General features: G+C 46.1%; 11 protein-coding genes and 2 pseudogenes. 10 read left to right on the top strand and 3 right to left on the bottom strand.

The window, feature by feature from the left end; genetic code table 11:
* Window positions 1-156: 156 nt before the first annotated feature.
* Window positions 157-1,635 carry a Na+/H+ antiporter NhaC gene (gene nhaC, locus ACMQ5W_RS02680; protein WP_419023187.1) on the top strand — a complete coding sequence of 493 codons (1,479 nt, stop codon included), beginning with the start codon at window positions 157-159 and terminating at the stop codon, window positions 1,633-1,635.
* 96 nt (window positions 1,636-1,731) lie between these two features.
* Here nhaC and ACMQ5W_RS02685 read toward each other — a convergent pair whose 3' ends face one another.
* The 3 genes from ACMQ5W_RS02685 to ACMQ5W_RS02695 all read right to left on the bottom strand — a co-directional run bounded on the left by ACMQ5W_RS02685 (window position 1,732) and on the right by ACMQ5W_RS02695 (window position 4,746).
* Window positions 1,732-2,733, bottom strand: a complete 1,002-nt coding sequence (locus tag ACMQ5W_RS02685; protein WP_419023189.1) for a hypothetical protein — start codon at window positions 2,731-2,733, stop codon at window positions 1,732-1,734.
* A 2-nt stretch (window positions 2,734-2,735) separates the two neighbouring features.
* Window positions 2,736-3,182 carry a C-GCAxxG-C-C family protein gene (locus tag ACMQ5W_RS02690; RefSeq protein ID WP_148491478.1) on the bottom strand — a complete coding sequence of 149 codons (447 nt, stop codon included), beginning with the start codon at window positions 3,180-3,182 and terminating at the stop codon, window positions 2,736-2,738.
* A 271-nt stretch (window positions 3,183-3,453) separates the two neighbouring features.
* Entirely contained in the window at window positions 3,454-4,746 is a 1,293-nt protein-coding gene (locus ACMQ5W_RS02695) for an AraC family transcriptional regulator (protein WP_419023191.1), read from the bottom strand.
* A gap of 453 nt (window positions 4,747-5,199) precedes the next feature.
* On the opposite strand from ACMQ5W_RS02695, the gene ACMQ5W_RS02700 reads away from it, so the two are divergent.
* From ACMQ5W_RS02700 to pylC, 9 genes and pseudogenes are all read left to right on the top strand, one after another.
* On the top strand, window positions 5,200-5,847 hold the full coding sequence (locus ACMQ5W_RS02700) for a cobalamin B12-binding domain-containing protein (protein WP_419023193.1): 648 nt from the start codon (window positions 5,200-5,202) through the stop codon (window positions 5,845-5,847).
* A gap of 70 nt (window positions 5,848-5,917) precedes the next feature.
* Window positions 5,918-7,402, top strand: a pseudogene (gene mttB / locus ACMQ5W_RS02705) ([trimethylamine--corrinoid protein] Co-methyltransferase).
* Between the two features lie 30 nt (window positions 7,403-7,432).
* Window positions 7,433-8,839, top strand: a pseudogene (gene mtbB / locus ACMQ5W_RS02710) ([dimethylamine--corrinoid protein] Co-methyltransferase).
* Between the two features lie 262 nt (window positions 8,840-9,101).
* Window positions 9,102-9,767, top strand: a complete 666-nt coding sequence (locus ACMQ5W_RS02715) for a cobalamin B12-binding domain-containing protein (RefSeq protein ID WP_148491485.1) — start codon at window positions 9,102-9,104, stop codon at window positions 9,765-9,767.
* A gap of 18 nt (window positions 9,768-9,785) precedes the next feature.
* Entirely contained in the window at window positions 9,786-11,138 is a 1,353-nt protein-coding gene (locus ACMQ5W_RS02720; protein ID WP_148491486.1) for a uroporphyrinogen decarboxylase family protein, read from the top strand.
* Window positions 11,139-11,219: 81 nt separating this feature from the next.
* The gene (locus ACMQ5W_RS02725) at window positions 11,220-11,939 is read left to right on the top strand and encodes a hypothetical protein (RefSeq protein WP_419023195.1); all 720 of its coding nucleotides are present in this window, start codon (window positions 11,220-11,222) and stop codon (window positions 11,937-11,939) included.
* Complete coding sequence (locus tag ACMQ5W_RS02730) at window positions 11,936-13,753, top strand: ASKHA domain-containing protein (RefSeq protein ID WP_419023197.1); 1,818 nt, start codon at window positions 11,936-11,938, stop codon at window positions 13,751-13,753. Before ACMQ5W_RS02725 ends, ACMQ5W_RS02730 begins: the two co-directional genes overlap by 4 nt.
* A 45-nt stretch (window positions 13,754-13,798) precedes the next feature.
* Window positions 13,799-14,821, top strand: a complete 1,023-nt coding sequence (pylB, locus tag ACMQ5W_RS02735; protein ID WP_419023199.1) for a methylornithine synthase PylB — start codon at window positions 13,799-13,801, stop codon at window positions 14,819-14,821.
* A complete protein-coding gene (pylC, locus tag ACMQ5W_RS02740; RefSeq protein ID WP_419023201.1) occupies window positions 14,818-15,936 on the top strand; it encodes a 3-methylornithine--L-lysine ligase PylC in 1,119 nt (372 codons plus the stop codon). The genes pylB and pylC overlap by 4 nt, the downstream gene beginning before the upstream one ends.
* The last annotated feature ends 55 nt before the right edge of the window (window positions 15,937-15,991 follow it).

Consider the following 15,991-nt stretch of genomic DNA (forward strand, 5'->3'; position numbering starts at 1 on the left):
GCTTGTTATAGAGGACGCGCCAGGGGTTAGTCCCCCGGTGCATCCCAATTTCAAACGAAATTATCTTTTATCTAAACTATCTAGAAAGGAAAATGTGCGAGTAAAAGCCCCTAACTTTTATTTGTACAAGGAACAATTATGGGTAAACGAGTTCCAATGTGGCAAGTATTATTCTGTATCGTATTTGCACTGGGTATCATCTGTTATTCCATCTTCTTTACAACTTCGAAATATACTTCGCCGGAATATGACGGATATGCAGAAGCACATATGCCGATGATTCTATCAGCAGTTATGGTGTCAATCTTTGGCGCCCTCAACGGCTGGAAGTGGAGCGTCATGGAGAAGGGCATGATTCAGGGAATCAGCCGTTCCATGCAGGCCAACCTGATCCTGCTGACTGTAGGTATCCTGGTATCCACCTGGAAGGCTGCAGGCATCATTCCGTCCATCATTTACTATGGACTGAACATCATCAGCCCGGGATTTTTCTTGGTAACGGCTTGTCTGCTGTGCTCCATCATCTCCCTGGTAATCGGTTCGTCTTACACCACTGCCGGCACCATCGGCGTAGCCATGATCGGTATCGCCATCGGTCTGGGCATCAATCCTGCTTTAGCAGCAGGCGCAGTGGTAGCAGGTGCATATACTGGAGACAAGATGTCCCCGATGTCAGATACGACCAACATGGCACCGGCTGTATCTGGCTCCAACGTCTTTGAACACATCAGACACATGGTCTATACGGTAACCCCTTCTTACATCATCGCCCTGGTGCTCTACTTCATCCTGGGAAGATCTGCAGCCCCTAGTGGAGACGTGCAGATGGAGATGAAGGATATTTTGCAAGAAGCTATTCAAAACGAATTCACTGTAAGTCCATTCCTCATGCTGCCAATCGTATTCCTGCTCATTGCAGTATTCCTAAAGGTTCCTGCACTGCCAGCCATGTTCGGCGGCGTGGTTATGGGGCTTCTGTGCATGGGATTTGTACAGGGGATCAGATTTGCTGACTTCTTCGATATCATGCACTACGGATATGTATCAAGCAGTGCGGATATCGCGTTAACTGACGACTATACTGTTGCTGACGTTGTCGGCGGCGGCGGATTCAACGGCATGCTCTGGACCGTATCCATCGTATTGTGCTCCATGTCCTTCGCAGGCGTATTGGAAGCGACCGGTATGTTGGGCTCCGTTGTCGAAAAGATCTTGAAGATTGCCAAGACCAACGGATTGCTGGTTATGACAACAATTTTGACTTGCTTCTTCATCAACCTGCTGACTGCTGACCAGTATCTGTCCATCATCCTGCCAGGCAGAATGTACAAGACGGCATTTGAAGACAGGCGCTTAAGGAATAAGAATCTGTCCAGATGCTTGGAAGACTCCGGCACACTGACGTCACCGTTGATTCCTTGGAACGTCTGCGGTGCGACCATGACCGGTTTCTTAGGTCAGCCGACTCTGGCCTATGCGCCTTATGCATTTGTAAACTATATCTGCCCGATTATTTCCATCATTTACGGCTTTACCGGATTCTCCATTGAGAAAATGACCGACGAAGAGTACGAGAAGATGCTTGAAGTGAGAAAGCTGGAGGAAGAGGAAGCTGCGAGAGCTATGGAAGCTTAATTCATCTATATACTTAAATCTTCTTTATAAAACAAGTACGCAAAACCGGCTGGGAATGAATTCCCAGCCGGTTTTGCAATATCTGAAGAGGGTGAATCATTCATCTTTCTTTTGCACAATATCATACCCGCATTCTGTCAGCAGGCTTTTCGCCCTCTGACAGTCGAAGCCGTTCCACAGGTCTTCTGCCAGGCTGCCATCTCGCGGCACAGCACCTCGTTCTAACACGAGGACGTTGGCACCGGCCATGACGGCCTCTTTTGACGGAGGATGAACGCAGATGTCGGGCACGTTCTTACCGCCGCACAGTCTGGTTACGGCAACAATCTGTGCTAAACGCTGATCGGAAATCTGCGGTTTTGCGCCCAGAGGCGTTCCTTTGACTGGGATGCGGGCCATGGCACCAGAAATGACGACGCCGTACTGCAGGGAATTGAGAAATATTTCTGCAATTTCTTCACTGGTGTGCTCGATACCGACAGGCTCAATTAAGTGAATCAACTTCAGCGGTGAGTGATGAACGGAATTAAGCGTGTCGTTCCGTTGCGCAGGGTCAAAGGCAGTGTCCCGTCCTTCACCCAGCCGCAAAGCGTGGTAGATGCCAGAGGCACCGCTTTCGTGAATTTTATTCGCGGTCTCAATATCGAATTCACCGATATTGAGGACTAATTCGTATTCTCCAGGTACCTGCAGGCGAATGTCTCTGATGAACTGGCAAAGTGTGTCGATGCTGTAGAATTCAGTAGTTCGAAGGACGATGAACCTTACGCCGCAGCCTACATAACGCTTGATCTGCTCGATGATTTCCGCTTCTGAATAACTGATTTCCTCATTCACGATGCCCCAGGCTTCTCCCAGGGAACAGAAAGTGCAATTCATGGAGCAGGGCGCAAAATCCACGCCGATTGCTCCCCAGAGATAGGCTTCTTTTTTTGTAATTACCAAGGCAGCTTGGCGGGCGGATTGACAGAGATAAGTATACTCCTCACTGCTGGGAGTGATATCGAGAAGTGAGACGATGGTATCACGGTCCTGCGCTTTGCCAGCTAGACAGTCAGCCTTTACTCTGTCGATGAGATTGATGATTTCTTGATTCATCTCTATTTCTCCTCCAAAATTTGCTCCAGTATTTCGCAGGCGTCACAGGCGATTTGTGGACATAGGGTGGACAACAAACCTTCTTCCATGATTTTCTCCATCTCTTCTGGGACAGAAAGGTCGTAGCCCAAAATCTCTTTACAGATCAGAGAACCGTGTTTCGCCTTGAAGGCTTCTTCAAAAGCATACTTCTTTTTCAGCATATTATCTTTCGTTTCTACATCCCCGTCTTTACAGTGACCGAAATTGTATCCGATCGCCATCAAAGCACCGGTGACGCATCCACAGGTTTGACCAGCCCACATGCCGCCGCCAAAAGCAGAAGCGATTTTTTTCGCATCGTCAGGGTCAATTCCGATCTTTTCGGCGGCATGTCCGAAAACCACCTGAGAACAGTCGATACCGGCGGCAAAACTTGCGCCTGCTTTTTCCTTTGTCATTTTTTCCATTTTATTTTCCTCCAATCGATAATGACTACTATTAGATATAGTCTGATTATAGCCCTAAACCAATAATATCTATTGTAAAATTTTTGTATTTTATAGTATTGTAGTGGGTAAATGGAAAGCAGGGTTCGGACTTCATTTTTGTTATTGGCTGATAGCAGCGGAAATGGAACTCTGCGATTGGCCCATGCCACGTGACCGTGGAGCGGAGCTTGCTGAATTTCATCGATATTGCCCACATAAAAAACGGCCAGCTGGATGACCGTTTTGTGGTTTATGCTTCGTTATCTACCTTCGATTTTGCTGATCGGTAGGCCTTTGGTGTCATTCCCTTCGCTTTCTTGAACACTTTGGTGAAGTAACTCTGGTCGTCAAAGCCGGTAGAAAGAGAAACGTCAATGATGCTCAGATTGGTATTTGCCAGGAGGTGACAGGCGTGTTCTACTTTCAGCGAATTGAGATAGTCTGTAAAAGTAACACCCATTTCCTGCTTGAACAATGTGGAGAAGTAAGAGGAATTGACGTGAAGGTTCAACTCGATGTCCTTCAGTGAAATCTTCTCTGTATAGTTCTTGTTGATAAACTGCAGCGCTTTTGCCACAATCTGTGAACGGCCGCTATAGATGGAGGAAAGCATGTTTTTGGTGATGATCTCGATGATGGCCGTAGAGACGAAAAGCAGTTCGGTAAAACTTTCGGTTTCACTGAGTTTATTGATGATGTCCAGATCTGTGTCTATAATCTGATTCAGGTTGCTGTCACTTTCGTTGGCGATTCTGATGATGATGGCGAAGAACCACAGGGCCTTGGCTTTGATTCCATCCAGATCACCACATTCCAAAATGGAAAAGGTGTTGAGCAGCTTCTTCAGATTTTCCTTGGCCGTGGAGACCTGGCCGTTGCTGACGTTGTCGATGAGAACTTTTTCCAGGTCATAAGGATATTCCACGGATACGTGTTCTTTCTTGTAATGCTGTATGTCGATGTTGACCTGATTCTGCTCATTATATTGGTTTCGCAGTGCACTGTAATCGTTGTTGCCAGTCACTGATGTGATGATGCAGTTATAGAACAACAGTGCAATCTGCGAAATCTGGTTGGGCTGATAGACCTTCATCTTCCCGGCAAACATCTTTGCCATGGATTGCGCGGCCTCGTTCAGATCGTTCAAATTTGCAAAATTTCTCGTGGTGCTGCTGCGCAGTTCACCCATCACGATGGGTCCGGCAATGAAGTAACCGGCAAAGACTTCGTCGATGATCAAAGAGGTTGCAATATTGGCCAGTCCTGATTTGCAGAGAAATATGTACGGTTCGCCAAGCCTGGAAGCAAACTGACCGGCAGATGAGAGGTTGCGCCTGCAGGAACTGTCTTTGTCCGCGTACACTTCGAAGATGTTGCAGATCTTGTCATCTCGTTTGAACTCTTTGACCATCTGATCGTCACCGCTGAAATAGGTGACGGGAATTCCTGTAATATCTGAGAAAGCTTCGATAGAACTGTTCAGATAGTCTGACAGGGTTTCTGCATTTGGGTTATCTAGGGTTGGAATTACAAAGTTTTTCATGATTGACTCCAATATACATCAAAAAGCTATATAGAAATTGTACTATTTTTTGTGAAAATTTTCACTTGAATTATATCACGCAGAAATAAAAAATACAATATAGAGAATGAAGATAATGAAGCAGACAAAATCAAAAAAATAATAAGATGGTTTACACGGGGGAAGATGCACAGAGGCTGAAAAAATCTTGCGAAAGCGTCGTCATAAAAAGTGCAGATATTGAAGAAACCGTCGAAACCATTGAAAAACAGCAATTTGTAGGAGATATACCCAAAAGAAGGCGTCATAGAATAAAACCAAAAAATTGTATTTATTTTGGGGGTGACAAAAATTTTACTAAAAATTCTAAAAGTACCTATATAACTTACCAAAGGGAAACTTGTAAAATGTGAGTATAAAGCAAAGGCATAGTCTTTATTAACTTAGTTTATAATTTATTGGAGGTAACAAATAATGAGTAAAGAAGCGATTTTAGAAGCTGCAAAACAGTCAATTGTTGAGGCTGACGAAGATATGGCAATGGAAGCATTAGCAAATGCTGAAGCAGAAGGCGTGGATCTTCTTGAACTGCTGAGCAACGGATACAGTGCAGGCATGAAAGAGCTGGGCGACCTGTTCGGAATGGGAGAAATCTTCTTACCAGAACTGATTTTCGCTACAGAAGTCATGAAAGCTGCAACTGCAGAAATCGAAGGCAAGATGGATATGTCTGAAGTAAAATCAGCAGGAACACTGGTTATCGGAACTGTAGAAGGTGACGTACACGATATCGGTAAAGGAATCGTTGCCTCCCTGGTCAAGACCAACGGCGTTGAAGTATTTGACCTTGGAAGAGAAGTACCTGCAAAGGATTTCGTCGATGCAGCTATCGAACACAATGCAGAATTCGTAGGAAGTTCAGCACTTCTGACGACGACAATGACTGTCCAGAAAGACATCGAAGAAGCACTGAAAGAAGCTGGCATCAGAGACAAAGTGAAGACAATGGTAGGCGGAGCGCCTGTAACTAACCGTTGGGCAGAAAAAATCGGTGCTGACGCATACTGCGAAGACGCTTCCGACACAGTGAACTTCATTCTGAAGTGGATTGAAGAACTGTAAACAACTCTCCATCAGTTTTCTGGTGAAGGAAATACATAGAAAGAAAATGAAAATGGAGGAGATGTAAGTTATGGGTAAATTTACACATGAAACTGACATTACAGGATATAACATTCTATCCAATGAAGACCTGGATGCACTTCATGAAGCCACCCTGCAGTTACTGGAGGATTACGGTCTCCAGATGCACGGGAAAGAAGCGCTGGACATTTTAGCCGGTGCTGGCTGCGAAGTGGATTACGAAAACGATAGAGTGAAATTCCCTAGAAACTTGGTAAACGATGCAATTGAAAAATGTCCGGCAGAGTTCACTCTCTGCGGCAGAGATCCTGCAAAGGATACTGTCGTCGGCGGAAAGAAGGTTGCATATAAGAACTTCGGTACGGGGGTATTCATCTTTGACCCTTATACTGGAGAATTGAGAGAATCGACAAAAGAAGATTTAGGAAACGTTGCAAGATTTATTGACGCTATTCCAGAAATCGACGTATTCTCCATCGCCGTTACTGCAGGAGATGTAAACCAGAAAGTTCGTTCCCTGCACGAAGCGGAAGTCGTGTTCAACAACCTGACAAAGAACTTCGCTCATGATCTGGAGGGTGTTAAAAATACACAGAGATTCATCGACATGGCGGCAGCAATTCAGGGTGGATATGACAAACTGAGAGAGAGACCAATCGTAGCGATGGGTGCTTGTCCGAACTCACCACTGGAAATCAATGAGAACGAGACCAGCATCATCATCCTGTCCGCAAGACATGGACTTCCTATCGACATTTTGTCCATGGGACTCTGCGGGGCTACCACGCCTGCTACCCTTGCCGGAACCCTGGTCTGCACCAACGCAGAAATTCTGGGCGGCATCGTCTTGGCACAGGTTGTAAATCCTGGAAACAAGATTCTCTACGGATCATCTACTACGATTATGGACATGAAGACAGCACAGTCACCAGTCGGCGCTCCTGAGCATGCGATGTGCTCTGCAGCAGTCGGACAGCTGGGCCACTACTATGGAATTCCTACTAACGTAGGCGGCACGTAGGCGGACGGTAAGTGCTTTGACGTACAGTTAGGTCATGAAAAGACGATGACCAACATGCTGCCTGCACTGACAGGAAGCAACGTCATCTATGGTATGGGAATGATGGAAATGGGTATGACCATGAGTTACGAGCAGCTGCTTACTGACGCGGAAATCGTGAGGATGACGAGGAGGATTCTTCAGGGTATCCCTGTCAATAAGGACACAATGGCTCTGGACGTAATTAAAGCAGTAGGACCTGCCAACAATTACTTAGCTCAGAAGCATACGAGAAAGTACATGAGACAGGAACTTTCAACGACACAGTTCATCGACCGTACACAGAGAGAAACATGGATGAAAAAGGGCGGAATGACGATGACAGAGGCTACAAAAGCCAAAGCCATTGATATTTTAGAAAATTACGAAGTGACTCCACTGCCAGACGACGTTAAGAAGAGGATTCATGACATCGTCGTGGAAGGTGAAGAAGAAGCGGAAGAATTAGCTAAATTTGAAGCCAAAAAGAAATAATATAGCAACTATCATGAAAGGATGACAAATATGGGCGATCAGAAGAAGTTCTTCACTCGTATGGGTGATGGTTCACCAGTATATATGACTGAAGAAGAGATTAGAGCTGACATCAAAGCTGGTATCGATGATGCAGTTCTAAGAGGAAAGATCGATCCGCTGTCAGAGGAAGACGCAGAGAAAATCTACGAAATCGTAACAATGCCAGGCAATATCGTCGGTGTACAGCCAGGTATGGAAATCGTAACTTCCAATGACTCAGGATCAGACAAAATCAGCACAAAGTGCGGCATCTCCACTTCAAGAGATACCAATGCACTGATTCACGAAAGAGTATTAGGCGCGGATTCCGTTGATATCGGATACAGTGACTATAACTATAAGACTGTAAAAGGCGTAGCAAAGAGAGAAGCTACCGTACTGAAGCAGGCTTTGACAAAGGCGACTATGCCGCTGTTCTACGGCGCAATGCCAAACCTGGGATTCTACACAAAACCGGACGGTCCTGTAGATAACTGGGCAGTGCTTTTGCCAGAGGGCAAGATCAAAGAAGCCATGGCTGCACAAGAAGAAGCAGTAGATCACGCTGTGAGAGACATCGTTTATGTTGCAGAGCAGATGAATGATGTTGGAGCAGACGCCTTCATGCTGGATACTTCCGGCGCTGCTGGAGATGCGGATTTGCTGGCATCTTTGAAAGCCTGTGAAATCATCAGAGAAAAATTCCCTGATATGCCGGTTGAAATCGGTATGGCTGGTGAATTTGTCCTGGGAATGCACGGCAAGCTGAAATACAATGGAACAAGACTGGCTGGATTATATCCGCACAAACAGGTAAAAGTTGTAGAAGAAGCCGGCGCAAGCATCTTTGGTGCAGTAGTCAACACCAACTGCAACAAATCATTCCCTTGGAACATCGCCAGAGTCTGCACTTTCATCAAAGCTTGTACAGACGTAGCTGAAATTCCGGTACATGCCAATGCGGGCATGGGCGTATGCGGTATCCCTATGGTAGAAAATCTTCCTTCCGACGTAGTATCAAGAGCTGACAAGTGCTTGATCGAGATCGGCAAGGTCGACGGATTGTAGATAGGCGTAGGAGACCCACTTGGTGCTGAAGCTACACACGCTCTAGCTGCAGGTATGGGCGGTATCCGCACTGCCGGAGATCTGGTAATGCGTTTACAGCTAGCTAAGAAGATGAAAATCAACGAAGCGAAAGCATACGTAGCAGAGAAGCTGAATGTATCGGTGGAAGAATTATGCGATATCGTTACAATGAACGATAAGAGAGAAGAACTGGGACTTGGATTAGCGCACGTAGAACCAAACGCAGAAGCGAATGCGGGAATGGAAGCGAAATTCAGAATTCAGGAAGTTCTCGACATCAAAGTAAACTCTGTTGAGAGATTTAAAGAAAGAGCCGGGCTCAAATAAATAAACATGATTGTAGAATAGGTTTGCAAGGAGTAAACCTATTCTACATATTGAGGAATAGAGCCGGGCAAAATTTTACATCAAAATTTTGACAGAATATTATGACTTGTAAAGAGAAATGCGTAAAAGCTGAAGGAGACAATGACACAATTAGTTATTTTTAGCAAGATAAATTTGATAGCTAATTCTTAAATAATATGATAAGATATTCTTGATTAATAAAGTGATATTTTACCGTATAGACATTTAAGGAGGCACTAATTTGGATAAGCAGGAACTATTTAGCAGAGCAAAAGAAGCAATTGTCGATGCCGATGAATCAAAAGCACTCGGCCTTATCACTGAGGCAAAAAATGAGGATTTTGACCTTCTTGAATTACTGCTATCTGGATTTGGAGCCGGTAATCAGGAAATAGGGGAGAGATTTGACAAAGGAATCCTGTCTCTGCCTGAACTGATATATGCTGCTGAAGTGATGAAGAGTGTGACAAACACCATACTGGAATTACTGAAAGCAGAGGGAGAGAATCCACCGACCAAAAAAGGGACAATTCTTCTCGCTACTGTAGCGGGGGATGTTCATGACATTGGTAAAGGCATCGTGGCGTCAACCCTTAAGACCGCAGGTTTTGATGTGATTGACCTGGGCTGTGAAGTACCCGTTGACGTAATCCTGGAAGAAGCCAAGAAACACAATGCCGATATCATCGGGACCAGTGCACTTTTGACTTCTACAATGCTTGAACAGAAAAAGTTAGAAAAACTATTAACTGAGAGTGGTGAAAAAGACAGCTTTATCACCATGGTAGGCGGGGCTCCGTGCACACCGAGATGGGCAAAGAAAATCGGTGCAGGCGGCTACAGCGAAGATGCCTTGGAGGCAGTCAAAGTGGCTTTGGAGCTTATGGAACAGAAAAATAAAAAGTGATTTATATGGAGGAACAACATGGGTAAAGAACTTATATTTCAGACATTAAGACATGAAAAAACAGACGAAATTCCTTGGGTGCCATTTGCTGGCGTTCATGTTGGTAAATTGAAGGGCTATACAGCAGAGCAGGTGCTCAGAGATGAGGATAAGCTTGTAGAATGCTTAATCGAAGCGAATAAGCTGTATACACCTGACGGACTTCCAGTAATCTTCGACTTGCAGGTTGAAGCAGAAATTCTCGGATGCGACCTGATGTGGGCAGAGAACAATCCGCCTTCAGTCAAGAGCCATCCCCTTTCAGGCGAAAAATCAATCCCTTGCAACTGCAAGATTCCGACTCCTGAATCAGGAAGACTTCCGATGATTTTATCCGCCATGAGAAGAGTAAAAGAAGCCATCGGCGAAGACACAGCATTGTATGGACTGATCTGCGGACCGTTCACACTGGCTTCTCATCTGAGAGGAACGGACATCTTCATGGATATGGTATCCGATCCGACATACGTAAAAGAATTAGTAAACTACTGTGCACAGGTTTCTATCGCAGTGTCACAGATGTACATAGATGCAGGCATGGATGTCATCGCAGTCGTCGACCCGCTTGTTTCACAGGTTTCACCAAAACATATCGAAAAGATGTTGTCAGAAGGATTTTCAGCAGTCTTTGATTATGTAAGATCCAAAGGTATTTTCTCCTCCTTCTTCGTATGCGGCAACGCGACAAAACAGATCGAGGTCATGTGCAAGACTGGTCCGGACAGCGTATCTGTAGATGAAAACGTAAATCTTGCCACAGCAAAAGAAGTTACAGACAAATACAATGTAACCATCGGCGGCAACATTCCGCTTACGACGACTATGCTCCACGGAACACAGGAAGATAACATGAAGGGCGTCATCGATCTGATCGACTCTGTAGACCATCACAACCTGATCGTCAGCCCAGGCTGCGACATGCCGTACGACACACCGATTGAAAATACCATCGCTTGTGCGCAGGCAGTAAAGCATCCTGACAGCACCAGAAAGCTGATCGAGAATTACGAAGTTGTCATCGACGATTCTGACGTAGAAATTCCTGATTATGCAAATCTGGATAAAGTGCTCATCGAGTTATTCCTCTTAGATCCTGAACAGTGCGCAGCTTGCACATATATGCTGGCTTCCGTTGAGGATAACTGGGATGACCTGAAAGACATGGCAGATTACAAGGTATACAAATACTTCATCAAGGAAGACATCGCGAGAACAAGAAAAATGGGAATTGCGAACCTTCCAACCATGTGCATCAACGGGCAGCAGAAATACATCTCTATCATTCCTTCCAGAGAGGAACTGATTGAGGCCGTAAAAGAAGCAAAAAAATAAATAGACATAATGCAATGAAATTGGTAAGGTGGTAGGCCGGGATTGGTCGATCACCTTACTTTGTTATCGAGAGGGCGGACTATGATTAATAAAAAAGTAAGCATTGAAGAGAGCAAAGCATATCCACTAGCGGAAAAAAGGTTCATCCAAACCTGTGGCTTTAACATGGAAACAGAGAAACATCAGAGAATGATGAAAATGGGCAAGAAAGTCAGAGATGACGGAGTAGAGGGAATCAATATTCAGGCGCTGGTATCCTTTTATGGTCCGGAGGTCTGCAAAGCCGGAATGATTACCGTGGGAGACGTGGAGTTGACCTGTAATTACTTTGAACAGATTCCGGCAGAGTCTGTGGAAGGTGTTTACTTCTACATGCTGACAGCTGGAGAATGTTACTTTTCCAGCGAGGAAAACATCATGGACTTCCTATATGCGGATATCTGGGGCACCAATTATGTGGATGCTGGGATAGAACTATTGACCGAAGATTTCATCAAAAACGATATGGCGGAACGATTTGGGGGAAAACAATTATACTTGTCAGAGGAATTTGGTCCGGGATATTTCGGCATGCCAGTCATTGAGACGAAGAAATTTTTCAAGATTATGGACGGCGGCCTGATCAACGTCAGAGTCAAGGACAGCGGATTGATGATTCCGCAAAAGACCTGCGCCGGGCTGTATGTCGTGTTGAACAGATCTGACATCAAAGCAGAACCGGAATGTATGCGCTGCCACGGTAACGCGTCCGGCTGTCAATTCTGCGCAGTGAGAGCAAAATTAAACGAGGTGAAGCAATGAAAATAACTTTTTTACCACAGAACATTACTTGGGAAGCAATTACCGGTGAAACCATTCTGCAGGCAGCAGTGAAAGCCGGTGTCAATATAGATGGAAATTGTGCTGGCAGCGGCACTTGTGGAAAGTGCAAAGTCAAGATTATCGAAGGTGATTTAAGCCAGTGTGACGACCACCACCACAAGTTGACGGAGGCTGAAATAGAGGCAGGCTATCGGCTGGCTTGCTGTCATCAAGTGACAGAGGGCATGGTCATCGAAATGCCGGAGTCGGAGACGACAGCATCGAGAAAAAAGAAGCTGATACATTTGCCAGAGGGTTTTGTTCCAAAGGCGGCTGTCACGAAGAGGTGCATCAATGTGCCTGCAGCTTCCATTCAGAATCAGAACAGTGATGAGGCGAGAATCAAAGCTGCTCTCGGCATGGAGGAACTGCAATTTTCTCTGGAAACGCTGCTGAAACTGCCGGAAATCGCCAAGAATGCAGAGGAGATCACTGTCACCATCAGAGATGGTCAGGTCATAGATGCAGAGTGTGGCAATACCGAAAAGGATAACTATGGCGTGGCAGTAGATATCGGCACCACCACAGTAGTCATCATGCTGTGGAATGCGGCCAGCGGCGAGATGATGGATATCTTTGCCGCCACCAATCCACAAGGCGCCTATGGAGCCGATGTCATTTCCAGAATCACTTATGTCATGGAAAAGGAAGGAAATCTGGAGACGATTCATCAGACAATCATCGACTGCATTAACAAGGCTGTCAAGGGCTTTGAAGAAAACGAAGGTATCAGGCCTGAGCATATCTACCAGATGGCTGTAGTAGGCAATACTACTATGAGCCATATTTTCCTGGGTGTCAATCCTGCGCAGCTGGCCTTAGCACCATTTACCCCTGTTTTCACAGCGCCAGTAGATATGGCAGCAAAAGAACTGCACCTGACAATCTGTCCCGATGCAGAAGTACACGTGGCTGCCAACATTGCCGGACACGTAGGTTCTGACATCACGGCCGGCATCATCACCACAGATCTGATGCAGTGTGATAAAGGTCACCTATTCATCGATATCGGTACCAATGGAGAAATCGTGCTTACGGGCAATGGCAGGGCTGTAGCTTGTTCCACGGCAGCAGGACCGGCCTTTGAAGGCAGTTCTATCAAACAGGGTATGAGGGCTGCAAGAGGAGCCATCGAGAGAGTGGATATTTTTGAAAGCGGCGTAGAAATTGAAACCATCGGGGATGTGAGTCCTATCGGCATCTGCGGCAGTGGTATCATCGATGCAGTAGGAGAGATGATTCGCGTAGGAATCGTAGATAAATCGGGACGTCTTCTGAGCAGAGAGAAGCTGGCAAAAAAGGGACTCAGCGAAAATATCCTTAACCACATAAAAGAGGGTGAAAAGGCGAACGATTTTGTGTTATACTTTAGTGAGGATGGAAAAAGTGATGTAGTGATTACGCAAAAAGACGTCAGAGAAGTGCAGCTAGCCAAAGCAGCCATTTCTGCCGGCATTACGATCATGATGAAAGAGATCGGAGTAGAAGAAGCGCAAATTGCCAAGATCAGCATCGCCGGCGCATTCGGAAACTATATCAGAAATATCAGCGCGATGAACATCGGACTGCTGCCAAAAATTGCGGAAGAGAAAATCGTCTCCTTAGGAAATTCGGCTGGCATCGGCGCCTCAATGATCTTGCTTTCTTCTGACAGCAAAGAGGAGGCCCGGAAGGTGGCAAGGGAGATTGAACACATCGAACTGGCGGCAAGAAGCGATTTTCAGGATCAATATATGATGGCAATGATGTTCTGATCGCATCTTTTGAAGAGACCACTACGATAAATAACGGAGGACAGCATGTTAGAATTAAACAGAGAAGAATTCACCAAAGAAGAATTGATCAAGGTACTGCGCTCTGACGATCCAGAGTTGCTGCAGGATTTATTCAGCACAGCGAGAAAAATCCGCAAAGAAGTACAGGGGAACAAGATCTTCGCTTACGGTTTTGTCTACTTTACGACTTATTGCAGGAACAATTGCAACTTCTGCTACTATAGAAACTCCAACGATATCGAGCGATATCGGAAGAACGAAGAAGAGGTCCTGGCTACTTCCAAAGCCTTGATTGATTCTGGCGTGAATTTGATTGATCTGACCATGGGTGAAGATCCTCAGTATCATCAGGAAAAGTTTCAAACGGTAGCGGACATCATTAAAAAGATTAAGCAAGAATACGATACACCGGTCATGATTTCTCCTGGGGTTGTCAGCAATGAGATTATCGATAATCTGGCCGAGGCCGGCGCGGATTTTTATGCGCTGTACCAGGAAACCCACAATCGGGCGCTCTTCGCAAAGCTGAGAGTGGGACAGGATTATGACGAGCGGATGAACGCGAAGCTCTATGCAAAGGAGAAGGGCATGCTGATTGAAGAAGGTCTTCTTGCCGGTGTAGGGGAGAATGAAGAAGATATTGCGGATTCTCTGCTGACAATGGGCGAAATAGGAGCCAGGCAGGTCAGAGTCATGAGCTTCATTCCTCAAGAAGGAAGTCCTATGGAGAACTGCACTTCACCAGATCGGATGGAGGAACTGAAGATTATCGCCCTGATGCGAATTCTTTATCCCCACGCTTTGATTCCGGCATCGTTAGATGTTGACGGCATCAAAGGTCTGAAGGACAGAATCAATGCAGGCGCGAACCTGATTACATCCATCATCCCGCCAAAATCCGGATTTATGGGCGTCGCTCACAATACCATGGACGTAGATGAAGGCGGCAGGACGGTGGAAGAGGCGCGCAGCATTTTAGACCAGATGGGGCTTGTAATCGCCACCAGGGAAGAATACAAGGAGTTTATCAAAGAGGTACGCAAATGAAAATTGCAATCATTGGAGGTAAATTACAGGGGACAGAGGCAGTTTATCTAGCCTCTGCCTGTGGTTTTGAGAGCATTTTGATTGATGCCAACCCAAACGTGCCAGCCAGTACTTTGGCGGATCGGTTTGTCGCGGGAGACGTGGTCAGAAGAGATGCGCAGGTGGTAGATGCTATGAGAGAGGCGGATTTTGTGCTGCCAGCTAACGAAAATGACCAGGTGCTCGATGCGGTCTGTGCAATTTGCCGAGAAGAAGGATTAAAGCTGGCCTTTGATATGGACGCTTACCGCATTTCTCAATCAAAGATCAAATCAGATGCGCTGATGCATGAGGCGGGCATTCCTGCACCGAGGTATTACTCGGACGGCAGGGCGCCATACGTCATCAAGCCGTCAGGTGAAAGCGGTTCAGCTGGAGTCAGATACGCAAAGACCACAGAGGACGTACGCGGTTTCTTGACAGACTGCGCAGATCCGGAAAACTGGATTGTGCAGGAATATCTGGCAGGTCCCTCCTATTCGATTGAAGTGATAGGAACGCCGGAAGCAGGCTATAGAACCTATGCCATCACCCAGATTCACATGGACGATGTTTACGACTGCTGCAAAGTGACGGCGCCTTGTGCCATCACAGAAGAACAAAAATCGGAGTTTGCCAAGATCGGCAAGGGTTTGGCAGAACTGGTCAATCTTCACGGTATCATGGATGTGGAAGTCATCGACGATGGAGAAGCCCTCAAGGTGCTGGAAATTGACGCGAGAATTCCCAGTCAGACACCCATCGCAGTGCTCTATTCTTCAGGCATGAATCTCTTATCTGAATTAGCCGATGTGACTGTCTATGGGAGATTTCAATCGGTTCAGCGCGATGAGGAAAAGTTCTCGGTTTACGAGCATTATCGGCGCGAGGACGGACGAGTCGTGCAGGAAGGGGAACACATGATGGCTTCTGCGAGACCATTATCCGTGTTAGAAGGTCTCTTCGGCAGCAAAGTCGTCATTTCAGACTACAAGCAGGAGAGAGAGGATTTCAGAGGTATCTTCGTCAACTGGGCGGACAGCCTGGAAGAACTGGAAGAGATGAGAGGCAGGGTCAGGGCGCAGCTGGGCGTGTAAAACTGCAAGCTGTCTTCCGCAGCACTACCTGTGAACAATTGAGAGGGGTCAAAAC

It is taken from the genome of Emergencia sp., from assembly GCF_048465375.1.
In the GTDB taxonomy this organism is placed as follows: Bacteria; Bacillota; Clostridia; order Peptostreptococcales; family Anaerovoracaceae; genus Senimuribacter.

Bases quoted from the DNA above. Each gene is read 5' to 3' on its own strand.
- ACMQ5W_RS02700 (WP_419023193.1), top strand. From the start codon at position 5,200: ATGAGTAAAGAAGCGATTTTAGAAGCTGCAAAACAGTCAATTGTTGAG.
- ACMQ5W_RS02695 (WP_419023191.1), bottom strand. From the start codon at position 4,746: ATGAAAAACTTTGTAATTCCAACCCTAGATAACCCAAATGCAGAAACC.
- nhaC (WP_419023187.1), top strand. From the start codon at position 157: ATGTGGCAAGTATTATTCTGTATCGTATTTGCACTGGGTATCATCTGT.
- ACMQ5W_RS02685 (WP_419023189.1), bottom strand. From the start codon at position 2,733: ATGAATCAAGAAATCATCAATCTCATCGACAGAGTAAAGGCTGACTGT.
- ACMQ5W_RS02720 (WP_148491486.1), top strand. From the start codon at position 9,786: ATGGGTAAAGAACTTATATTTCAGACATTAAGACATGAAAAAACAGAC.
- ACMQ5W_RS02690 (WP_148491478.1), bottom strand. From the start codon at position 3,182: ATGGAAAAAATGACAAAGGAAAAAGCAGGCGCAAGTTTTGCCGCCGGT.
- ACMQ5W_RS02725 (WP_419023195.1), top strand. From the start codon at position 11,220: ATGATTAATAAAAAAGTAAGCATTGAAGAGAGCAAAGCATATCCACTA.
- ACMQ5W_RS02730 (WP_419023197.1), top strand. From the start codon at position 11,936: ATGAAAATAACTTTTTTACCACAGAACATTACTTGGGAAGCAATTACC.
- pylB (WP_419023199.1), top strand. From the start codon at position 13,799: ATGTTAGAATTAAACAGAGAAGAATTCACCAAAGAAGAATTGATCAAG.
- pylC (WP_419023201.1), top strand. From the start codon at position 14,818: ATGAAAATTGCAATCATTGGAGGTAAATTACAGGGGACAGAGGCAGTT.